The sequence below is a fragment of the Streptomyces sp. NPDC051662 genome (assembly GCF_040681655.1).
Taxonomy (GTDB): Bacteria; Actinomycetota; Actinomycetes; order Streptomycetales; family Streptomycetaceae; genus Streptomyces.
The window spans coordinates 426,626-447,644 of sequence record NZ_JBFAZD010000001.1 but is presented as its reverse complement, the minus strand read 5'-3'; the positions used below and the strand labels follow the sequence as shown (position 1 = coordinate 447,644).

17 protein-coding genes and 1 pseudogene are annotated in these 21,019 nt (G+C 72.2%); 9 read left to right on the top strand and 9 right to left on the bottom strand.

Annotated features, from left to right (window positions below; genetic code table 11):
* Nucleotides 1–21: 21 nt before the first annotated feature.
* The 4 genes and pseudogenes from AB0M67_RS01935 to fabV all read left to right on the top strand — a co-directional run bounded on the left by AB0M67_RS01935 (nt 22) and on the right by fabV (nt 4,853).
* A complete protein-coding gene (locus tag AB0M67_RS01935) occupies nt 22–1,482 on the top strand; it encodes an NCS2 family permease (protein WP_365741534.1) in 1,461 nt (486 codons plus the stop codon).
* Between the two features lie 64 nt (nt 1,483–1,546).
* On the top strand, nt 1,547–2,701 hold the full coding sequence (locus AB0M67_RS01930; RefSeq protein WP_365741532.1) for an XdhC/CoxI family protein: 1,155 nt from the start codon (nt 1,547–1,549) through the stop codon (nt 2,699–2,701).
* A gap of 364 nt (nt 2,702–3,065) precedes the next feature.
* Nucleotides 3,066–3,401: pseudogene (locus AB0M67_RS01925) on the top strand (RNHCP domain-containing protein); the annotation flags it as partial.
* 231 nt (nt 3,402–3,632) lie between these two features.
* Nucleotides 3,633–4,853: an enoyl-[acyl-carrier-protein] reductase FabV gene (fabV, locus tag AB0M67_RS01920; RefSeq protein ID WP_365741530.1), complete on the top strand. Its 1,221-nt coding sequence runs from the start codon at nt 3,633–3,635 to the stop codon at nt 4,851–4,853.
* 104 nt (nt 4,854–4,957) lie between these two features.
* Here fabV and AB0M67_RS01915 read toward each other — a convergent pair whose 3' ends face one another.
* Entirely contained in the window at nt 4,958–5,983 is a 1,026-nt protein-coding gene (locus tag AB0M67_RS01915; RefSeq protein WP_365741527.1) for a LacI family DNA-binding transcriptional regulator, read from the bottom strand.
* Nucleotides 5,984–6,095: 112 nt separating this feature from the next.
* Nucleotides 6,096–7,976, bottom strand: a complete 1,881-nt coding sequence (locus AB0M67_RS01910) for a dihydroxyacetone kinase family protein (RefSeq protein ID WP_365741525.1) — start codon at nt 7,974–7,976, stop codon at nt 6,096–6,098.
* A 171-nt stretch (nt 7,977–8,147) separates the two neighbouring features.
* On the opposite strand from AB0M67_RS01910, the gene AB0M67_RS01905 reads away from it, so the two are divergent.
* Nucleotides 8,148–8,903, top strand: coding sequence for a GntR family transcriptional regulator (locus tag AB0M67_RS01905; RefSeq protein ID WP_365741523.1), 756 nt, complete (start codon nt 8,148–8,150; stop codon nt 8,901–8,903).
* 23 nt (nt 8,904–8,926) lie between these two features.
* Here AB0M67_RS01905 and AB0M67_RS01900 read toward each other — a convergent pair whose 3' ends face one another.
* A complete protein-coding gene (locus AB0M67_RS01900; protein ID WP_365741521.1) occupies nt 8,927–10,141 on the bottom strand; it encodes a lactonase family protein in 1,215 nt (404 codons plus the stop codon).
* Nucleotides 10,142–10,228: 87 nt separating this feature from the next.
* On the opposite strand from AB0M67_RS01900, the gene AB0M67_RS01895 reads away from it, so the two are divergent.
* Together AB0M67_RS01895 and AB0M67_RS01890 are read left to right on the top strand one after the other, a co-directional pair.
* On the top strand, nt 10,229–11,509 hold the full coding sequence (locus AB0M67_RS01895; protein ID WP_365741519.1) for a VWA domain-containing protein: 1,281 nt from the start codon (nt 10,229–10,231) through the stop codon (nt 11,507–11,509).
* On the top strand, nt 11,509–12,381 hold the full coding sequence (locus tag AB0M67_RS01890) for a hypothetical protein (protein WP_365741516.1): 873 nt from the start codon (nt 11,509–11,511) through the stop codon (nt 12,379–12,381). The genes AB0M67_RS01895 and AB0M67_RS01890 overlap by 1 nt, the downstream gene beginning before the upstream one ends.
* 115 nt (nt 12,382–12,496) lie before the next feature.
* Here the strand turns inward: AB0M67_RS01890 and AB0M67_RS01885 are convergent, their stop codons facing one another.
* From AB0M67_RS01885 to AB0M67_RS01870, 4 genes are all read right to left on the bottom strand, one after another.
* Complete coding sequence (locus AB0M67_RS01885; protein WP_365741844.1) at nt 12,497–12,985, bottom strand: FBP domain-containing protein; 489 nt, start codon at nt 12,983–12,985, stop codon at nt 12,497–12,499.
* Nucleotides 12,986–13,077: 92 nt separating this feature from the next.
* A complete protein-coding gene (gene lysA / locus AB0M67_RS01880) occupies nt 13,078–14,409 on the bottom strand; it encodes a diaminopimelate decarboxylase (protein WP_365741514.1) in 1,332 nt (443 codons plus the stop codon).
* A complete protein-coding gene (locus AB0M67_RS01875) occupies nt 14,406–14,813 on the bottom strand; it encodes an SAV_915 family protein (RefSeq protein ID WP_365741512.1) in 408 nt (135 codons plus the stop codon). Before AB0M67_RS01875 ends, lysA begins: the two co-directional genes overlap by 4 nt.
* A gap of 276 nt (nt 14,814–15,089) precedes the next feature.
* Nucleotides 15,090–15,944 (bottom strand): helix-turn-helix transcriptional regulator, encoded by an 855-nt coding sequence (locus AB0M67_RS01870; RefSeq protein WP_365741510.1) that lies wholly within the window; start codon nt 15,942–15,944, stop codon nt 15,090–15,092.
* Nucleotides 15,945–16,050: 106 nt separating this feature from the next.
* Here AB0M67_RS01870 and AB0M67_RS01865 point away from each other — a divergent pair, with 106 nt between their 5' ends.
* A complete protein-coding gene (locus tag AB0M67_RS01865; RefSeq protein WP_365741509.1) occupies nt 16,051–17,799 on the top strand; it encodes an AMP-binding protein in 1,749 nt (582 codons plus the stop codon).
* A gap of 20 nt (nt 17,800–17,819) precedes the next feature.
* Nucleotides 17,820–19,433, top strand: a complete 1,614-nt coding sequence (locus tag AB0M67_RS01860; protein WP_365741842.1) for an AMP-binding protein — start codon at nt 17,820–17,822, stop codon at nt 19,431–19,433.
* Between the two features lie 67 nt (nt 19,434–19,500).
* Here AB0M67_RS01860 and AB0M67_RS01855 read toward each other — a convergent pair whose 3' ends face one another.
* Both AB0M67_RS01855 and AB0M67_RS01850 read right to left on the bottom strand, forming a co-directional pair.
* A complete protein-coding gene (locus AB0M67_RS01855; protein WP_365741507.1) occupies nt 19,501–20,007 on the bottom strand; it encodes a GNAT family N-acetyltransferase in 507 nt (168 codons plus the stop codon).
* A 43-nt stretch (nt 20,008–20,050) separates the two neighbouring features.
* The gene (locus AB0M67_RS01850) at nt 20,051–20,878 is read right to left on the bottom strand and encodes a hypothetical protein (protein WP_365741505.1); all 828 of its coding nucleotides are present in this window, start codon (nt 20,876–20,878) and stop codon (nt 20,051–20,053) included.
* Nucleotides 20,879–21,019: the final 141 nt, after the last annotated feature.

The following is a 21,019-nucleotide window of genomic DNA, read 5'->3' as shown; positions in this document are numbered from 1 at the left end:
GAACCTTGGGAGCAGGCACACATGACCCGATCGTCAGTGGAGTCCAGGACCACCGCCGAGGACGCCGGCACCGGCTCACGTCCCCCGGCCGGCAGGTCCTGGCTCGACCGGTACTTCCACATATCCCACCGCGGCTCGACCGTCGCGCGCGAGCTGCGCGGCGGCGTCACGACCTTTATGGCCATGGCGTACATCCTGCTGCTCAACCCGCTGATCCTCTCCGGCAGGGACGCCGCGGGCGACACTCTCGGCCGGCAGGCCCTGATCACCGCGACCGCCTTCGCCGCCGCCCTGACCACCCTGCTGATGGGCTTCCTGGGCAAGGTGCCCCTCGCGCTCGCCGCCGGGCTCTCCGTCTCCGGTGTGGTGGCCGGCCAGGTCGTGCCCGTGATGACGTGGCCGCAGGCCATGGGCATGTGCGTGATGTACGGAGTGGTGATCTGCCTCTTGGTGATCACCGGCCTACGGGAAATGATCATGAACGCCATCCCGCTCGCGCTGAAGCACGCGATCACCATGGGCATCGGTATGTTCATCGCGCTGATCGGGCTCGTGAAAGCGGGTTTCGTGCACGCCTCGCGGGGCGGCGGCCCGGTCTCGCTCGGCCCCGCGGGTGAACTCGTCGGCTGGCCCGTCCTCATCTTCTGCGTCACCCTGCTGCTGATCTTCATGCTTCAGGCCCGCGAAGTGCCCGGCGCCATCCTGATCGGCATCGTCATCGGCACGGTCATCGCCGTCGTCCTCAACGCCGCGGGCGGCATCAGCCCCAAGGCGTGGAACAGCGGTCCGCCGGAGCTGACCGGCAGCGCCGTCTCCATGCCCGACTTCTCGCTCTTCGGAAAGGTGGAGTTCGGCGGCTGGGGACAGGTCGGCGCGATGACCGTCGGCATGATCGTCTTCACCCTCGTACTCGCGGGTTTCTTCGACGCGATGGCGACCATCATCGGCGTCGGTACGGAAGCCGGACTCGCCGACGACAAGGGCCGTATGCCGGGCCTGTCCAAGGCGCTGTTCATCGACGGCGCGGGCGGTGCCATCGGCGGGGTCGCGGGTGGCTCGGGCCAGACCGTCTTCGTCGAGTCCGCGACGGGCGTCGGTGAGGGCGCGCGCACCGGCTTCGCCTCCGTCATCACCGGCCTCCTCTTCGCCGTCTGTCTCTTCTTCACCCCCCTCACCCAGATCGTCCCGGGCGAGGTCGCGGCGGCGGCCCTGGTCGTCATCGGCGCGATGATGACGCAGAACGCCCGGCAGGTGGACTGGGGCGACCGCGCCGTCGCCATCCCGGTCTTCCTGACCGTCATCCTGATGCCGTTCACCTACTCCATCACCGCCGGGGTCGCGGCGGGCGTCATCTCGTATGTCGCGATCCGGGTGGCCCAGGGCAGGGCCCGGGAGATCGGGGCCCTGATGTGGGGCCTCACCGTGATCTTCGTCGTCTTCTACGCGCTCCACCCGATCGAATCCTGGCTGGGCGTCTCCTGACACGTCCCGGCCGCATCCGACCCGCGTCCACCCGACCGCATCCACCAGACCTGAGGAGACCGACATGCTGGACATCGCCGAGGAGCTGAACCGGTGGGTCGAGCAGGGGCGCGACTTCGCCGTCGCCACCGTCGTCGCGGTCAGCGGCAGCGCGCCCCGCCGGCCGGGAGCCGCGCTCGCCGTCGACAGCGCGGGCACGGCGATCGGCTCGGTCTCCGGGGGCTGCGTGGAAGGGGCCGTGTACGAGCTGTGCCAACAGGCCCTCCAGGACGGCACCACCGTCCTGGAGCGGTTCGGCTACAGCGACGAGGACGCCTTCGCCGTGGGGCTGACCTGCGGCGGTGTCATCGACATCCTGGTGACGCCGGTACGGTCCGACGCCGCGGGCAGCGCCCTGCGCGCGGTGCTCGCGTCGGCGCTGTCCACCGCCGCCCGGGGGGAGACGGCGGCGCTCGCCCGGATCACCGAAGGACCCGACGCACTCAAGGGCCGCGCCCTGCTGGTGCGCCCCGACGGATCGTACGAGGGCGGCCTCGGCGGCCACCCGCGGCTGGACCGTACGGCGGCGGCCGAGGCCCGCGCCCTGCTGGACACGGGCCGTACCGGCACGGTCGTCCTGGGGGAGCGGGGAGTACGGTGCGGACAGCCGCTGACGCTCCTGGTCGAGTCGAGCGTCCCGCCCCCGCGCATGATCGTCTTCGGCGCCGTCGACTTCGCCGCCGCGCTGGTGCGGGCCGGCGCGTTCCTCGGCTACCACGTGACCGTCTGCGACGCGCGCCCCGTCTTCGCCACCCGGGACCGCTTCCCGGACGCCGACGAGATCGTGGTCGACTGGCCGCACCGCTATCTGGCGTCGACGGCGGTCGACAGCCGTACGGCGCTCTGCGTACTCACCCATGACGCCAAGTTCGATGTGCCCCTGCTGGAACTGGCACTCAGGCTGCCCGTCGCCTTCGTCGGCGCGATGGGCTCCCGCCGTACCCACGAGGACCGCAACAGACGGCTGCGCGAGATCGGTGTCACCGAGCGCGAACTCGCCCGGCTGCACTCGCCGATAGGGCTCGACCTCGGGGCCCGTACGCCCGAGGAGACCGCGCTGTCGATCGCGGCGGAGATCGTCGCGGTCCGGCGGGGCGGCAGCGGTGTCCCGCTGACGGGCGCGCACACCCCGATCCACCACGATGCGCCGAGGACGCGGGCGATGGGGTCCGTCGCCTGACCGCGGCGCCGGGGGCCGACTTCCGGATATCCGGATATTCGGTTGCCGCGCCGCCCCGGCCGCCTGTTTCATCGGAGGGCGCTCACCGCGCGCTCCTGCGCTCCTGCGCTCCTGACGAATGTCCCAAGGTGGTGTTGTATGCCTGTGGCCGGTCGGAACCGTTCTCATGACCGAGGCAGTTCCTGCTCCGTGATGTCTCCCCGGCACCGCTGCTGACAGGCACGGCCGACAGGCATCGCTGACCGGAGCGAACTCCCTTGGCACGAGACGGCGTTCACCCCCGACCGTCCGAGCGTCACACCAGGAGTCGTTCTCACGATGTCCCACACCTCCCGTAACACCTCCAGACGCGCGCCTCGAAGCACGCGCCGAGTCCTTCCGCTGTCTCCACTGCGGTCTCGACGTACCGATGACCGCGGCCGGCACCGGCCACCGCAACCACTGCCCGAACTGTCTGTGGAGCCGTCATGTCGACGACACCCCGGGCGACCGGGCCGCCGACTGCGGTGCCCGGATGGAGCCGCTCGCCATCTCCGTACGCGGGGACGGCGAATGGGTACTCGTCCACCGCTGTGTCCACTGCGACGTACTGCACGCCAACCGCACGGCGGGCGACGACAACGTTCTGCCGCTCACCCGGCTCGCGGTACGGCCACTGGCGCAGCCGCCGTTCCCCCTGGAGCGGCTCGGCTCGCTCTGAGTGCGAACGATTGCCGCTCCGGGCCGTACCCCCCGACGGGATACGGTCCGGAGCGGCGGCGTCCGACTCACGACGGCGTGCGCCTGAGGGAAACCCTCCAAGATCGCCCGCGCGTTACTGTCCCGGATGAGATGACCCCGGAGGTCCGTACCGGCGCAGACTTGCGGGACGCGGCGCGCGGTCCGACGGACGTCGCGCCTCGCCACGACGACCTGAAGGGCTCTCGCCTCCATGACCGAGCGCGTCATCACCCCACGCAACCGCGGCTTTCTCTTCCTCGACTCCCACCCGGCAGGCTGTGCCCGGCTGGTGCAGGACATGTGGCGGGCCGTCCCCGCCCCGATCGCCGCCCCGATCACCCCTCCGGACAGCGCACCGGTGGCGCTCGTCATCGGTTCCTCCGCCGGGTACGGGCTGGCCGCCACCATCGCGGGACTGGCCCGAGCAGGCATCCGTGGCATCGGAGTCTGCTTCGAGAAGGCCCCGGGCCGGCTCACCGCGACGGCCGGCTGGTACCGCACGGCGGCCACCGCGGAGCTCGCCCGCGAGCAGGGCCGGGAGATGGTCTTCCTCAACGGTGACGCGTTCTCGGACGCCATGAAGGAGCAGGTCTCCGAACTCGTCCGGCAGCGTTTCGGCGGGCGCCTGGACTACCTCATCTACTCCGTGGCGGCCCCGCGCCGTACCGACCCCGACACCGGAGCCACCTACGCGTCGGTCCTCAAACCCGTCGGTGAGGCATACCGCACCAAGACGCTCGTCTTCACCGACCCGGGCGCCCCCGAGGTGAGGGAAGTCGAGACCCAGCCGGCCGAAGGAGACGACATCGACCAGACAGTCGCCGTGATGGGCGGCTCCGACTGGGAGCGGTGGATCGATCATCTCGCCGACCGCGACCTCCTCGCCGCCGGCTTCACCACCGCCGCACTGTCCTATATCGGCTCCCCCCTGACCGCGGCGATCTACCGGCAGGGCACCATCGGCGCCGCCAAGGCCCACCTCGAACAGACCGCTCGCACCCTCGACGACCGTCTCGCCAAGCTCGTCGGCGGGCGCGCGGTGACGTCCGTGAACGGCGCCGCCGTCACCCAGTCCTCCACCGCCATCCCGGGCATCGCGCTCTATGTCGGGCTGCTGCGCGGCGTTCTCGGCGACACCATGACACCGCCGGTCGCCCAGCTCACCGAGTTGTGGGACCGGCTCACCGGGGTACGCCCGCTCGACCTCGACGGAGAGGGCCGCGTACGCCTCGACACCTGGGAACTCGACCCGGATGTACAGGCCGCGGTCGCCGAGCGATGGAACACCGCCACCACCGACACGATCACCGAACTGGCCGACCTCGACTGGTTCCACGCCGAGGTTCGGCGTCTCTACGGCCTCGCGGTGCCGGGCATCGACTACACCGCGCCCGTCGAGACCGACGTCCCCTGGCCCGGCAGCGCTTCCTGACGCCCGCCGGAGGAACGCCCGCCATTGCGCGGCTAGGTGTGCCGTCATGCGCCGCTCTGGCCGACGTCGGGCGGGAGCCTCATCACCCGGCAGCGTGGAGCCGTTCACCCCGAGGAGCGTCGTACCAGTTCCGTGCGCAGCACCACATGCTGCCAGGCCGCCGAGGAGTCGTTGATCGTCTCCAGCAGTACCCGGGCCATCGTGCGCCCCATCTCCTCCACCGGCTGGCGCACCGAGGTCAGTTGAGGGTCCGTGTGGCGGGCGAGGGGGGAGTCGTCGAAGCCCACCACCGCCACATCCTCCGGGACCCGGCGGCCCGCCGCCCGCAGGGTGTGCAGGGCGCCCACCGCCATCAGGTCGGAGGCGGCGAACACCGCGTCGAGATCCGGGTGGAGGCGCAGCAGCTCCGCCATCGCGCGGCGCCCGCTCTCCTCGGTGAAGTCGCCGTGCGCGATCCAGGAGGGTGCGGGGCCGGTGGCGTGGTCCCGAACCCCTTCCTCGTATCCGCGCAGGCGGCACTGCGCCACATACATGTCGAGCGGGCCGGTGATGGTGGCGATCGCCCGGCGTCCTGACGAGGCCAGATGGCGTACGGCGGTCCGCGCCCCGCCGACGTTGTCGGAGTCGACGTACGACACCGGTTCCTCCCCGGATCTCCGTCCGCCGAGGACCGTCGGTATCTCCATCTCGGCCAGCAGATCGGGCAGTGTGTCGCTGTCGTGGACGGAGACCAGGAGGACCCCGTCGATCCGGCGGGCGCGGGCGTACTGGAGGAAGCGCTGCCGCTCCTTCTCCGTACGGACGAGGGTCAGCAGCAGCTGGAGATCGGTGTCGGCGAGACCGTCGCCCACGCCGTGGACGACCTCGGAGAAGTACGGCTCGGCGAAGAAGCGTTTCTCGGTCTCGGGGATCACCAGGGCCACGGCGTCGGTACGGCTGCCCGCCAGGGCGCGGGCGGCCCGGTTGGGTATGTAGCCGAGCTGGGCGATGGCCTGCTCGACCAGATGCCGCGTGGTGTCCTTCACCCCGGGTGAGTTGTTGACGACACGGGACACCGTGCCCCGGCCGACCCCCGCGAGCGCGGCGACCTCTTCCAGGGTGGGCTGACCTGTACGGCCCTTCGTCACCATCGTGCGACCTCCAGTCCGGGCCCGGGCCGCCGACGGGAGCGGGGAGCGGGCCTGCGCCCATCCAATCACCGGGGACGGGGCGGTGGTGCAGCTGGTGCGGACCTCCTTGGCGTCAGTGTGTCGGCTCGGGGGAGTCGCGGGCCTCGGGGGAGTTCGGGGAGTCGAGGGAGTTGAGGGAGCCGGGGGAGCCGGGGGTGAGAGCCGCCACGATCAGGGCGAACGAGATCGCCCCCGGGTCGGGTGAGCCGAGCCCCCGGACCCCGTGGGTACGGGCCCGGCCCAGGCGCGCGGCGATCGCGGCGGTCGCCTCCGCGGCCTCACCCGCGGCTCGCGCGGCCTGTGCCCACGCGGCGGCGAACCCGGCCGTCGGCAGCGCCGCCTCCAGCCGGTCGGCGAACGGCACGGCCGCGTCCACCAGCGTTTTGTCGCCGGGTCTCGCGCCGCCGATCCGCAGCACCGCGTCCACGGCGGCCCGTACGGCACGGGTCAGCCGGGCGCCGTCACGCTCCGCCGTACCGCCGTCGCGTCCGGCCGTACCGCCGTTGAGTCCGGGCGTACCCGCGCCACGTCCGGTCGTCCTCGCGTCCCGTTCGGCCGCGGTGCCGTCGTGGTCGCCGAGCACCGCGCCGAAAGACGTCAGTGCCGCGCCCCAGAGCGCGCCGGAGGTGCCGCCGGCCCGCTCCGACCAGGCCGCGCCGGCGTGCGCGAGCACCGTACCGGCGCCGGCGCCGAGGGCGACCGCCTCCCGCGCGGCGACCGCGGCGGCCTCTGCCCCGCGCCGCATCCCGATGCCGTGGTCGCCGTCGCCCGCCACGGCGTCGAGGTCCCCGAGCCGTGTCTCATGGGCCACCACCGTGTCACGCACCGTCAGCAGGGCCTCGGCCAGCCGCGCCCCCAGGGCCCGCGAACGAGGGCCGCCCGGTACGACCGGTGGCATCCGGTGCGTGGTGGTCAGATCGTCGGTACGCGGTGGCCGGGGCGCCAGGACGCCCCGGCGGAAGGCGGGGGTGGCGGCCGGAGCCGTCCACAGCGCCTCCAGTTCGTCGTCGAGGAAGGTCAGGGTGAGGGAGAGGCCGGCCATCCCGAGGCTGGTGACCTGTTCGCCGACCACCGGCGCGACGACGGTCAGCCCCTCGGCGGCCAGCCGCTCGGCCACGCGGCGGTGGACGACGTACAGCTCCTCGTACTTGGTCCCGCCCAGACCGTTGAGCAGCAGCGCCACCCGGTCGGATCCGCCCACACCGGCGGCTGCCACCCCCCGCTCCGCCAGGATTCTGTCCACCAGGAGGTCGGCGGCCCGGTCGGCGGTGGGCAGGGGGAGTTCCGCGATCCCCGGTTCGCCATGGATACCGAGGCCGACGCTCATCCGCCCGGCGGGGACGGTGAACAGCGGCCGGTCCGCGCCCGGCAGGGAGCAGCCGCCGAAGGCGAGGCCGAGCGAGCGCGTGGCGGCGTTGGCCCTGCGGCCGGCCCGTACTGCCGCGTCGATGCCGAAACCGGCCTCGGCCGCGCCACCGAGGATCTTCAGTACGGAGAAGTCGCCCGCGATGCCCCGGCGCGGCGCGGTGTTGTCGGCCGGTCCCGACGCGATGTCGTCGGTGACCGTGAGGGTCCTGATCGTCATGCCCTCCGCGCGGAGCTGCTCGGCCGCACGCCCGAAGTGCAGGATGTCTCCGGCGTAGTTGCCGAAGCCGAGGATCACACCGCCGCCGTTGTCGGCGGCCCGTGCCACCGAGCAGATCTGTGAGGCGGAGGGGGAGGCGAAGACATGGCCGCAGGCCGCGCCGTGCGCGAAGCCGGGTCCGACCCAGCCGGCGAACGCGGGGTAGTGGCCGGTGCCACCGCCGATGACGACGGCCACCCGGCCCGGCGGGGTGGCCGAGGCGCGGACGACGCCGCCGTGCACTGTACGGATCTCCTCGGCGTGTGCGGCGGCGAATCCGGCCAGGGCCTCGTCGGCGAAGGCGCGCGGGTCGTTCGTCAGCACGGTCACGGCCGGACCCCCTCGGGCCCGTCCTGCGCGGTGTGGGACATCGTCGTCTCCGGGTCTGTCAGAGGTGGCCGGGACCGGGATGTGGATCATAGACCCTATAGGATCTTTTCAATTGGAGGCGCCCCGAAGCCTCACCCGGCAGGCCCGGTGAGGTGAGGACCGCGGGCTACGATGGCGAGCGAGATGAACGGGAACGAGAGCAGTGCCCCGGCCGCTCCGGCCGCCCCGGCCGTCGGCCGCAAGCCGGTAGTGCCTCGCCGGTCCCTCCGCGACGGTGTGTACGACGCGATTCTGGAGAGATTGCTCGACGGCTCGGCCCCGCAAGGGAGTTCGCTCGGTATCGACTCCCTCGCCCGGGAGCTGGGGGTGTCGCCGACCCCGGTGCGCGAGGCGCTCGTCCAGCTCGAACACACGGGGCTGATCTCGCGGGTGGCGCTCAAGGGCTACCGCGTCGCCCCGCCGCTGTCACCGGAGCAGCTCGCGGAGTTGTTCGACATGCGCGCGATCCTGGAGACCGCGGCCGTGGAGCGCGCGGTCTCCAGGGCCGACGCCCTGGTGCCCGAGTTGCGGGCCGCGCACGCACAGCATGTGCTCCGCGCCCGTCGCGTACGGACGTCACGGGGCGCCCAGGGCAGACCGCCCGGCCTCTCCGGTCTGCGTGAATGCGCCGCGGCGGACTGGGAGTTCCACCTCACGATCATCCGGGCCTCGGGCAACCGCTTCCTCCTCAGGACCGCCGAGTCCCTGAGCGTCCGGCTGCACCGGTCGCGGGGGACCGCCGACGTCGGCACGGCGGGCATCGCGTCGGCCGTGGACGAACACGCGGCGATCCTGGCGGCGTTCGAGTCCGGCGACCCCGAACGTCCGGTCATCGCCATGCGCGAGCATCTGGCCGCGGTGGCGCGACGCGTGACCGCCGACGGCTGAGGACGCTGCTTTTCCTTCTCGGTCTAGAGCGGAAGCGCGCAGACCGCCACCGGCGACCTGAACGGCGCGCCCGCCGGGCGCAGTTCGCCGCTGCTCGGGTCGACATGGAAGACCGTCACGGAGTTCGACCGCTGATTCGCGGCGAACAGCAGGTTCCCGGCGGGGGAGAGGGCGAGCTGCCGGGGGAAGTCGCCGCCGACCGGCACGGTGTCGAGCAGCCGCAGCCGCGCGCCGGACGCCTCGACGGCGTACCGGGTCAGACTGTTGTGACCGCGGTTGGCGAGATACGCGAAGGCTCCGTCGCCGGTGACGGCCAGCTGGGCTGGGAAGTTGCCGCCCGGCTGTCCCGCGCCGGTGGACTGCGGTTCGCCGGGGGCGAGTTCACCGGTGGCGCGGTCGTACGCGCAGACGACGACGGTGTTGTCCAGCTCGTTCGCCAGATAGGCGAACGCACCCGACGGATGGAAGGTGAGATGGCGGGGGCCCGCGCCTGGGCGCAGCCGCGCGTACGAGACCTGGGTCAGTGTCCCGGCCGACGTGTCGAGGCGGTACGTATAGACGGTGTCATTGCCCAGGTCGACGGCGAGCACATGGCCGCCGTCCGGTGAGGTGAGGATCTGGTGGGCGTGCGGCCCCCGCTGTCCGGGGCCCGGCGGTGGCGCGGAGTGGGTGACCAGGTCCGTACGTTCCCCCAGCGCGCCCGAGGCACCGATGGGGTGCACGGCGACACTGCCCGAGGTGTAGTTGGCGCTCAGCAGCCAGCGCCCGCCGGGGTGCACCGACAGATGGGTGGGCCCGGCGCCGCCCGTGGCGCGCGTACCCAGCACGGTCGGGTTCCCGCCCCCGGCCCCGGGCAGGGCGATCGCCGTGACGCCGCCGTCCTGTTGCTCATTGACGGTGTAGAGCGTGGTGCCGTCCGGATGTACGGCGAGATACGAGGGGTTCGCGACGCCGGTGACCGTACCGGTGCCCGAGATCGTGCCCGTCACCGTGTCGTACGTCGCCAGGCCGACACCGGTGCCGCCTCCTTCGGCGGAGGTGTACGTGCCGAGGAACAGCGGCCGGGCGGAGGCGGAGGCGGGACCGGTGGCGGCGGCGAAAGAGGCGGGTGCCGCCGCGACGACCGAGGCGGCGGCGAGCGCCCCCGCGCCCAGGAAGCGGCGGCGGTTCAGACGGCGCCGGTCCGGTCCGCCGGCGGACCCGGTGATTGGCTCGGACGGTTCGGTGTTCCCGTGCATGACGTCACCTCGGGGGGTCGGCTATGAAGCTGACGGATCATCAGTTTCCGTTTGATGCCATGGGGCCGATCTCACTATCATCCGGCGATGATCATAAGTAAATGGCCGGCAGCCGCCGTGTGCGGTCTGGTGGCCACCCTGGCCGTAGGGCTCTTCCCTCCCGCCGCTGCCGCCGCCGACGAACCTACCGGGAATCCGGCCCCGAAGGTCGATCTGGTCCTCGATGTCAGCGGCTCGATGCGGACCCGCGACATCGACGGCCAGTCCCGGATGACGGCCGCGAAACAGGCGTTCAACGAGGTGCTCGACGCGGTTCCGCGGGAAGTGGAGCTGGGTATCCGCACCCTCGGCGCCAACTACCCCGGCAAGGACACCAAGGTCGGCTGCAAGGACACCAAGCAGCTCTACCCGGTGGGCCCGCTGGACCGCACCGAGGCGAAGACCGCGGTGGCCACCCTCGCCCCCACCGGCTGGACACCCATCGGCCCCGCGCTCCTCGGCGCCGCCGACGATCTGGAGGGCGACGGCGACGCCACTCGCCGCATCGTCCTCATCACCGACGGCGAGGACACCTGCGCCCCGCTCGACCCCTGTGAGGTCGCGCGCGAGATCGCGGCCAAGGGAATCCATCTCACCATCGACACCCTGGGCCTCGTCCCCGACGACAAGACCCGGCGGCAGCTGACCTGTATCGCCGAGGCCACCGGCGGTACCTTCACCTCCGTCCAGCACACCGATGAACTCTCCCGCCGCGTCAAGCAGTTGGTGGACCGCGCGGCCGACCCCGTCGTCACCCCGGTGGCCACCGAGGGTGCCGCGCGCTGCGCCGACGCCCCGCGGATCAAGCCCGGCCTGTACAGCGACCGCGAGAAGTTCTCCGAGCACCGCTGGTACCGCGTGGACGTGCTGCCCGGCCAGGAGCTGCGCGCCTCCGTCAGCGTCGGCGCCGACCGCGCCGTCAACCCGGACCACGGCGTGCTGCTGCGCGCCGTGACCGTACACGGCAGGGAGATCGTCCGCGGCTCGGAAGCGGGCGACGGACGCACCGACGTGATCTCGTCGGGGCTGCGCTACCCGAAGCCGCCGCTCGACGACGAGGACGAGACCGACGTGAAGCCGGCCGCCGAGACGGTCTGTCTCCAGGTCAGCAACGCCTTCTCCGCGCCCGCCTCCGTCAAGACCACCCCCGGCCTGCCCGTCGAGCTGACCATCGACCTGGTCGACTCGCCCGACGAGCCGTCCGACCTCGCCGCGTTCGGTCTCGGCCGCGGCTGGTGGCTGCTCGGCACCCTGGCCCTGACCGGACTGGTCGCCGGACTGCTCGGGGGCTGGCTCTCGCGCCTGCGTCTCGTCTGGAGGAGCAACTGATGCGTATCACCGGTATGTTCACGGGTTCCCTGCTGGCCGGTGTGCTGCTTCTCGGTACGGCGGGCAGCGCTGTCGCCGACGAGACGCCGACCACCACCGGCAGCTCGTCGGACGGTTCCGACAGCTCCGACAGCGCGGAGGCGCCGACCGAGGCGGGCACCTCGTTCCGTACGGCCACCGCGTTCCGGCCGGGCCAGCGGGCCACGGCGGACGGCTCCTCGGGCGACTACCTGTACTGGGTGTTTCCCGCGGACGCCGGGCAGCGCCCGACCGTCACCGCCAAGGTCACGCTCCCCGAGTCCGCCGCTGCCAGGAAGGGCGCCACGACCTGGCAGGTGGATGTCTACGACGGACTGCGCCGCCGCCAGCCGTGCGTGTACGGCGCCCAGACCAAGGCGCTCGCGGCCGACGCGCGCACGGTCGAGCTGCGCTGCACGCTGCGTACCGTACGGGCCTGGGCGGAGCCGTGGTCCAACGATCCGCTGCCGGGCAGCTACTACGTACGGCTGACCGTCCTGAACGCGCAGGAGGTGGACCTCGGGCTGCCGGTACGCGCGGAGATCGAGGCCGCCACGCCCGACAAGGGCGGGGCCTCAGCGGTCGGCGGTCGGCTGACCGTCCCGCTGACCCCGGGCCGTACCACCGTCGCGGCAGCCGACGACGGGGACCGGACCGGCGGCGACAGCGCTCCCGGCGGCGCGGCGCGGCCGGCGGCCTCCGGCATCGAGCCCGAGGACGGCTGGTCCTCGGGCTGGTGGACGGACCGCTGGATCTGGACCGCGGCCGGCGGTGTGCTCGGCGCGCTCGCGGGCATCGCCGGCTACACCCTCGCGCGCCCGTCCCGTCGGCCGGCGGGGCCGCGGGGCGTCTGAGCGTCCGACACCCGAAGGCCGGGGCGCGTACGGCATGAGCGGACGGCGGTCCGGGGAGACCCGGACCGCCGTCCACGTAACGACACCTCGGGTACCGACTCCTCGGGCGCCGCCGTCAGAGCGCCGTCGTCGCGCCCTCGTACAGCTTGTCCAGGAAGCGGTCCAGATTCGTCCGCGCCCTGTCCAGCCGCTCCTCCTGGGTGAGGGACTCCTCCAGCCGCCGCCCGAGGGACTTCTTCCTGCCCCGGACGTACAGCGGACACGCCAGGTCCGCGCACATGTACATACCGACGGAATTACCCTGCCGGCCCGCCACGCCGACCTTGGGCGCGGTCATCAGATCTATCCCGGAGGCGGCGTGCGGGGTGACACAGATCGAGCAGATGCTCGACTTGAGGAAGCTCTTCCGCCCGGACGACGGGGCACGCAGCGTAATGCCCACCCACGCGCCCGCGCGCTCCGCCACGAGATAGCCACGGTCGGGAGCGCCGGGATCGCGCCAGCCCAGAAAGTCGAGATCGGCCCAGGGCAGGTCGGACAGCTCGCGGGGGAGATTCATTCTGCGGGCCTCGCCCTTGGAACAGTTGACGAACGATCCGCGGATCTCGTCCTCGGTGAGCGGCTACATGGTCCGGAAGCTAACAAACCGGGCGCCCGCGTGTCGCCGGGTTTTCCGCCCGTACGGCGGGCAACGCGTCAGAGGCCGACATCCCGGGCGCGCAGATCCTCGAAGTTCTCCCGGCGCACCAGCAGCCGCGATCTCCCCCCGGAGACCGCCACCACGGGCGGGCGGCCCGTCATGTTGTAGCCCGACGCCATCGACACCTGGTACGCCCCGGCCGCGGGCACCGCCAGTATGTCCCCGGGCCTGATGTCCTCCGGCAGCTCCACCGACTCCGCGAGCACATCGCCCGCCTCGCAGTGTCGGCCGACCACCGTCGCCGCGCGCATCGGCGCGTCGGAGGCGCGGCCCACCCGGCGGACCGTATAGCGCGCCCCGTACAGGGCGGGCCGCGGGTTGTCGCTCATTCCGCCGTCGACGGCGACGAAGACCCGGCCCGCGGTGCGTTTCACCGACAGCACGTGATAGAGGGCGATCCCGGCCGGGGCGATGATCGAGCGGCCCGGCTCCACCGTCAGCCGCGGGACCGGCAGTCCGTGCTCGGCGCAGGCGCTCGCCAGCGTGCCGGTGATCAGCGCGCCGTACTCCGCGGGGGTCGGTGCCGGATCGCCCGGCAGATACGCCACCGCGAAACCGCCGCCCAGATCCAGTTCCGGCAGAGTCACCCCGTACCGGTCACGGAGGGCCGCCAGGAACGCCACCAGCCGCCGTACCGCCTCGGCGTACGGGCCTGGCTCGGTGATCTGCGAGCCCAGATGGCAGTGCAGGCCCACGAGTTCGAGCCGGGACTGACCGAGGACGCGGGCGATCGTGTCCTCCGCGCTCCCGTCCGCGAGGGACAGCCCGAACTTCTGGCCGTCCGCTCCCGTACGGATCTTGGGGTGCGCGCCCGCCTCGATCCCGGGCAGTACGCGGACCATCACCTGCTGCGCGTCCGGTCCCTGGACCCGCGCCGCCAGCCGGGCCGTCTCGCAGGCCGAGTCGATGACGACGCGGCCGACCCCCAGGCGCAGCGCGGTGCTCAGGTCCTGCGGCGACTTGGCGTTGCCGTGCAGCACGATCCGGTCGGGCGGGAAGCCCCGCGTGGCGGCCAGCTCCAGTTCGCCCGCCGAGCAGACATCGAGGCCGAGGCCCTCCTGCTCCATCCAGTCGACGACGGCGCGGCACAGGAACGCCTTGGCGGCGTAGACGACCTCGGCGTCGGGCAGCGCCTGCCGCCAGGCCCGCGCACGGGCCCGTACCTCGTCCTCGTCCAGGATGTAGGCGGGGGTGCCGTAGCGATCGGCCAGCTCCGTGAGACGGACTCCGGCCACCGCGATATCACCTCCGGGGGCGAGGACGGCGGACGCGGGCCAGACCGTCGGTGTGTGCAACCCGCTGACCAGCAGCAGAGGTTCGGCGGTCATACGGCCATCGCCTCCGGCATCTCCAGGGCGCGCCGGGCACAGGGCCCGGTCGGCGCGGGCCGCCCGCCGAGGGCGGGGGCGGGGGCGGTCAGCTGAGGGTCCACGGTGACGAGGACCGCGCCGAGCGGTTCGGCGAGCGCGCGCAGCGCGGGCTCCGCGAGCCTGATCCACGCCTGTCCCTCACCGAGGACGGCGGTCAGCCGCAGGCTGCTGGTGAAGCCGATCGCGGTCCGCGCGCCGAGCGGCGTGCGCGCGAACCGCAGCTGTCGGCCGCCGGCCGAGCCGAGCCGTACGGGTACGTACAGCGGCCTGGCCGTCCCGGGTTCGTCGGGGTCGGCGTCGGGGTCCGCGGCCGGGGCGGTATCGGAACCGTCGCCCGCGTCCTCGGTTACGAGGCGCTCCATGGTGTCCTCCCAGGGGAGTCGATCGCTGATCTGAGCCGTCGGGGCCGTCGATACGCTCCGACACCTGGAAGCTATGCCCAGGACAGGGCGAGATGGCCGAGCCATAACGCGGCGTTGACCTGGGGAGACCCCATTTTGACGCGATCCTGGCAGCACCCCGGGTCACCTCGGGGCGGATCGGCCCCGCGCCCGCTCGGACGGAGATCACCGCGTACCGGGCCCGCGGGCGCCGGCATGGCCGGGGCGCGCGTGTCCGTGCGGTGTCCACGGGGGAGCTCAGGGCAGCAGCCCCGCCCGGCGCGCCGCCACCACCGACTCCAGCCGGGTGTGCGTGCCCAGCTTGCGCATCGCCGAGCGCAGATATCCCTTCACCGTCTCCGGCCGCAGACCGAGCAGCTCGGCCGCCGTCGCGTTGGTCGCCCCGGACGCGACGCAGGTCAGGACATCCACCTCGCGCGGCGCCAGCGCGACCGGGGCCTGGCGCGGCGCGGTGCCCGCCGGTGCGGACGCGCCCCTCGGGTCCGACGCGCCCGCCAGCCGCCCGCAGACGCCGAGCAGTTCCGCACGCAACTCCACGTCGACGACACGTGGCGCCAGCGCCCGCAGTTCACCGTGGGCCGCGCGGACCTCCTCCCAGGCCGCCGGGCCGGGCGTGGGCTCGCGGCTCACGGTGAGCAGCCGCCGTACCTCGTCCCGTACGACCAGCGCCTGTTCCACGTCCCGCGCGGCGGCGACCGCCGCGTCGAACGTGCGCTCACCGATCGGCAGCGCGCTGCGCAGGGCTCCGTACAGCACCCCGCGCACCCTGCGCCGTACGACCACCGGCACCGCGAGCACCGAGCGCAGGCCCTCCGCCGCCACCGCCGCGTCGTACTCATGGCTGATGTGCCGTGCCACCCGGTAGTCGGTCACCGCGCACGGCCGCGACATGGCGATGGATTTGCCGCCCAGACCATTGCCGGCGGAGATCGCCAGGCCCCGCAGCGCGCCCGTCGACGCGCCGTTCAGCTCGGCGATGTCCATCCGTCCCGCCTCGTGCAGCAGCCCGCCGAACGCCACCGGAAGCCCGGTCGTCCTGCGCAGCCGCAGCAGCGCGGCCCGTATCTCCACCGCCTCGACCGGTTCGGCCACGCCTCTTCCTCCCGTCGCCACCGCCCAGCACCCCCGTCCGGGGGTGGTGAGACCCATGTCACTGATTACACGATGTCAGAGAGCGGTCCGGCAATGAGGAGGACATATGACGGCAAGCAGGCCGAGGGCGGCCGACGGCCCGACCGATCCGACCGATCCGACCGGTCCGACCGAGCGGTTCAGGGCGGCCCGGGACTTCCTCCTGGCACACCGGGAGGATTACGCGACGGCGTACGCGGGCTTCGACTGGCCGCGTCCCGAGCGCTTCAACTGGGCGCTGGACTGGTTCGACCGGATCGCCGAGGGCACGGACGGGCGGGGCGACGACCGGGTCGCCCTGCATATCGTCGAGGAGGACGGCAGCCGTGTCCGCGTCACCTTCGCCGAGATGTCCGCCCGCTCCAACCGCGCCGCCAACTGGCTTCGTGAGCAGGGCGTACGGGCCGAGGACCGTGTCGTCGTCATGCTCGGCAACCAGGTCGAGCTCTGGGAGACCGCGCTCGCCGCGATGAAGCTGCGGGCCGTCGTCATCCCCGCGACCCCGCTCCTCGGCCCCGTCGATCTGCGCGACCGCGTCGAGCGCGGCCGGGCCGCGCATGTGATCGTCCGCGCCGAGGACACCGGGAAGTTCGACGGGATCCCGGGCGGCTTCAGCAGGATCGTGGTGGGCGCCGGTCCTGACGGCGCCCCTGGGGGCTGGCTCCGGTACGAGGACGCGTACGACCGGTCCGCCGCCTTCGAGCCGGACGGCGCCACCCACGCGGACGATCCGCTGATGCTCTACTTCACCTCCGGCACGACCGCCCGCCCCAAGCTGGTCGAGCACACACATGTCTCGTATCCGATCGGCCATCTCGCGACGATGTACTGGATCGGGCTCAAGCCGGGCGATGTCCATCTGAACATCGCCTCACCGGGCTGGGCCAAGCACGCCTGGTCCAATCTCTTCGCCCCCTGGAACGCCGAGGCGACCGTCTTCCTCCACAACTACACGCGCTTCGACCCGGCCAGGCTGATGGCGGAGATGGACACGGCGGGCGTCACCAGCTTCTGCGCCCCGCCCACGGTCTGGCGGATGCTGATCCAGGCCGATCTGTCCCAGCTGCGTACCCCGCCGCGCGAGGCTGTCGCGGCGGGCGAACCGCTCAACCCCGAGGTCATCGAGACCGTCAGGCGTGCGTGGGGTGTGACGATCAGGGACGGCTTCGGCCAGACGGAGACGGCCGTACAGGTCGCCAATTCGCCGGGCCAGCTGCTCAAGTCCGGGTCCATGGGACGGCCGACACCCGGTTTCGCGGTCGAACTGCTCGATCCGGTCACCGGAGCGCCCGGCGCGCGGGAGGGCGAGATCGCCCTCGATCTCTCCGCCCGTCCGGTCGGGCTGATGACGGGCTACCACGGCGACCCCGACCGTACGGCGGAGGCGATGGCCGGCGGCTACTACCGGACCGGTGACATCGGCGCGCGCGACGCCGACGGCTACATCACCTATATCGGCCGTAGCGACGATGTCTTCAAGGCGAGCGACTACAAGATCTCGCCGTTCGAGCTGGAGAGCGCGCTGCTGGAGCACGAGGCGGTCGCCGAGGCCGCGGTCGTCCCCGCGCCCGATCCCCTGCGGCTCGCCGTACCGAAGGCGTATGTCGTCCTCGCCGAGGGCTGGGAGCCGGGCCCCGACACGGCGAAGGTCATCTTCGCCCACTCCCGGGCGGTCCTCGCGCCGTACAAGCGGGTGCGCCGGCTGGAGTTCGCCGAACTGCCCAAGACCGTGTCCGGGAAGATCCGCCGGATCGAACTGCGGGAGCGTACGGCCGAGGGATCCGACGCCGAGTACGACGAGGGGGACCTGCGATGACGACGGAGGCCGCCGCGCCGATGAGCTCGTACACCCATGGCACCGGCACGATCCCGCTCCTCGGCGACACGATCGGCGCCAACCTCGACCGGGCGATCGCGGCCTTCCCGGACCGGGAGGCACTGGTCGACGTACCGTCCGGGCGGCGCTGGACCTACGCGGAGTTCGGCGCGGCGGTCGGTGAACTGGCGCGGGCGCTGCTCGGGCACGGCGTGGCGAAGGGCGACCGGGTGGGGATCTGGGCGGTCAACTGCCCCGAGTGGCTGCTCGTGCAGTACGCCACCGCCCGGATCGGCGCGATCATGGTGAACGTCAACCCGGCCTATCGCGCGCACGAGGTGGAGTTCGTGCTCCGCCAGTCCGGGATCTCCGTGCTCGTCGCCTCCCTCACCCACCGGACCAGCGACTACCGCGCCCTGGTCGAGGAGGTCCGCGCGCGCTGCCCCGAACTGCGCTCCGTGCACTACATCGGTGACCCGAGCTGGCACGAACTCCTGGACCGGGCAGGCGAGGTGACGGATGATCAGCTCGCCGCGCGCGAGGCCGCGCTGTCCTGCGACGACCCGATCAACATCCAGTACACCTCGGGCACCACCGGCTTTCCCAAGGGCGCCACCCTCTCCCACCACAACATCCTCAACAACGGCTACTTCGTGGGCGAGACGGTCGGCTACACGGAGCACGACCGGGTCTGTCTGCCGGTGCCGTTCTACCACTGCTTCGGCATGGTCATGGGCAATCTCGGCGCCACCTCCCACGGCGCGTGCGTGGTCATCCCGGCGCCGTCGTTCGAGGCGGCGGCCACACTGCGCGCGGTCGAACGGGAGCGCTGCACCTCGCTGTACGGCGTCCCGACGATGTTCATCGCGGAGCTGAACCTCCCCGACTTCGCCTCGTACGATCTCTCCTCGCTGCGCACCGGCATCATGGCGGGCTCGCCCTGCCCGGTGGAGGTGATGAAACGGGTCGTCGCCGAGATGAACATGGCCGAGGTCTCCATCTGTTACGGCATGACCGAAACGTCCCCGGTCTCCACCCAGACCCGGCGCGACGACGATCTGGAACGCCGTACGGGCACGGTCGGCCGGGCTCTGCCGCATATCGAGGTCAAGGTGGTCGACCCGGTCAGCGGGGTGACGCTGCCGCGCGGCACCGCGGGCGAGCTGTGCACCCGGGGCTACAGCGTGATGCTCGGCTACTGGAACGAACCCGAGCGCACGGCCGAGGTCATCGACGCGGGCCGCTGGATGCGTACCGGCGATCTGGCGGTGATACGGGAGGACGGCTACGCGCAGATCGTCGGCCGGATCAAGGACATGATCATCAGGGGCGGTGAGAATGTCTCGCCCCGCGAGATCGAGGAGTTCCTGTACGGCCACCCGGAGGTCGCGGACGTGCAGGTGGTCGGTGTCCCCGACGAGAAGTACGGGGAGGAGATCCTGGCCTGTGTCATCCCGCGCGACCCGGCCGCGCCACCGGCCCTGGAGGACATCGTGTCGTACTGCCGGGAACGGCTCGCGCACTACAAGATCCCGCGCCGGGTGGAGATCCTGTCCGAGTTCCCGATGACGGTGAGCGGGAAGGTGCGGAAGATCGAGCTGCGCCGGCGGTTCTCGGGGCCCTCTGGGTCCTGACCGGTTCCTCTGGGTCCTGACCGGTTCCTCGGGGGCCGAGGGTCTCCGCCGTCCCCCGGCGGGTACGTCAGAGATCGCGCCGCATACAGACGCGCGGCCAGCGGTCCAGACCGTGTTCGGCTTCCGTACGGCGGATCTCCCGCAGCCCGTCGGTGAGTTCGTCCTCCGCGAGGGTGCGGAAGCCGAGCCGCGCGTAGTACGGGGCGTTCCAGGCGACCTCGGCGAACGTCGTGAGGGTGAGGGCGGGCAGTCCCGCGTCCACGGCCCGCTCGCCGAGATGGCCGAGAAGCGCGCGGCCGACGCCCCGGCGGGCGGCGTCCGGATGGACCGAGACCTGTTCGACATGGGCCGCGTGGTCGACGGTGTCGTGGAGCAGATATGCGACGGGCCTGCCCGTCCCGTCGTCCGTCACCCAGGCGTGGCCCGCCCGCCGGTACCGCTCCAGCAGATCGAGGGCGGGCGGCGCGTCATCGGCGATCGCGGCCATCCCCAGTCCACGGAACGGCTCGCCCGCCGCCCGTTCGATGTCCTGGAGAAGGGGGAGGTCGGCGGGGGTGGCGGGACGGATGCGCATGAAGTGATTATGGCGTGAGCCGTTCTCGCCGCTCCTCCCGGTGTCACGCCCCGGACGAGACCAGTTCGTCCGCCGGGCCGTTGACGGGCTGGGGCGCGCCCGTGAGGTCGAGGACGAAGAGCGGGAGACCGAGGTCGTCCGCGCGGGCGCGGGCGTCGTCCGCGTACCCCGCGAGGGAGAAGTAGACGCTCGTCGCCGACGCGTTCATACCGTTGAGCCAGAGGCACTCGACGGAGCGGAGGGACGCGGGGCTGGTGGTCGGGTCGACCTGGGCGATCACATCGGGGCCGCGCAGACCGACGCCGGGTGTACTGAAACCGGGCGTCCTGATACCGGAATCCGACGGCTCCCCGGACTCGACGACGCTCTTGAAACCGAGCCAGCGCAGATAGAGCGCGGCCGTCGTCACCGCGTCCCGCGCCGTACGGATCGTCACCGGGCGGAACCCGGGGCGCGGCGAGGCGGCGGTCCGGGGCAGTGGGATATGCGAGGGCCGCTCGGGAGCCGGTTCCTCGGCCGCCACCGGCTCGGCCGCCACCGATCCGGGCGGGAAGGGTCCGGGCGGGAAGGGCCCGGGTGCGAAGAGCTCGGGTGTGAGGGGCTCGGACGGGTCCGGCTCCACCGCGATCCGCAGCATCGCTCCGCACGGGCAGCCCAGCTCCGGCCGCGGCCACTGGTCCTCGCGCGCGCAGGCCGTACAGCGGACCGTCACCCACTCGTCCGCCCAGGCGCGCCGGGTGACCGCCTCCACGCGGGCGTCCCCGGACAGTGCCGGTGCCACCGCGGCCCCGCACACGCAGGGATAGACCGACGCCGTCAGCATATGGCGGCTGCCGCACGACGGGCAGCACACCGAAACGCCCTCACCCATCAACGCCCTCTCCCCATCGCGATCTCCCCTTCATCGTCCTCGAAAGGCGGGGTGTTGGGGAGGGGCTTCGCCCATCCCTTGACGTCACACCGCGCGGACCTTAAATTGATTCCGTATAACAGAATTACACTTCCGCATCAC

Coding starts and splice junctions, on each gene's coding strand:
- AB0M67_RS01935 (WP_365741534.1), top strand. CDS start 22: ATGACCCGATCGTCAGTGGAGTCCAGGACCACCGCCGAGGACGCCGGC.
- AB0M67_RS01905 (WP_365741523.1), top strand. CDS start 8,148: ATGGCGAGCGAGATGAACGGGAACGAGAGCAGTGCCCCGGCCGCTCCG.
- AB0M67_RS01895 (WP_365741519.1), top strand. CDS start 10,229: ATGATCATAAGTAAATGGCCGGCAGCCGCCGTGTGCGGTCTGGTGGCC.
- AB0M67_RS01900 (WP_365741521.1), bottom strand. CDS start 10,141: ATGCACGGGAACACCGAACCGTCCGAGCCAATCACCGGGTCCGCCGGC.
- AB0M67_RS01915 (WP_365741527.1), bottom strand. CDS start 5,983: ATGGTGACGAAGGGCCGTACAGGTCAGCCCACCCTGGAAGAGGTCGCC.
- lysA (WP_365741514.1), bottom strand. CDS start 14,409: ATGACCGCCGAACCTCTGCTGCTGGTCAGCGGGTTGCACACACCGACG.
- AB0M67_RS01890 (WP_365741516.1), top strand. CDS start 11,509: ATGCGTATCACCGGTATGTTCACGGGTTCCCTGCTGGCCGGTGTGCTG.
- fabV (WP_365741530.1), top strand. CDS start 3,633: ATGACCGAGCGCGTCATCACCCCACGCAACCGCGGCTTTCTCTTCCTC.
- AB0M67_RS01860 (WP_365741842.1), top strand. CDS start 17,820: ATGAGCTCGTACACCCATGGCACCGGCACGATCCCGCTCCTCGGCGAC.
- AB0M67_RS01855 (WP_365741507.1), bottom strand. CDS start 20,007: ATGCGCATCCGTCCCGCCACCCCCGCCGACCTCCCCCTTCTCCAGGAC.
- AB0M67_RS01875 (WP_365741512.1), bottom strand. CDS start 14,813: ATGGAGCGCCTCGTAACCGAGGACGCGGGCGACGGTTCCGATACCGCC.
- AB0M67_RS01865 (WP_365741509.1), top strand. CDS start 16,051: ATGACGGCAAGCAGGCCGAGGGCGGCCGACGGCCCGACCGATCCGACC.
- AB0M67_RS01930 (WP_365741532.1), top strand. CDS start 1,547: ATGCTGGACATCGCCGAGGAGCTGAACCGGTGGGTCGAGCAGGGGCGC.
- AB0M67_RS01850 (WP_365741505.1), bottom strand. CDS start 20,878: ATGGGTGAGGGCGTTTCGGTGTGCTGCCCGTCGTGCGGCAGCCGCCAT.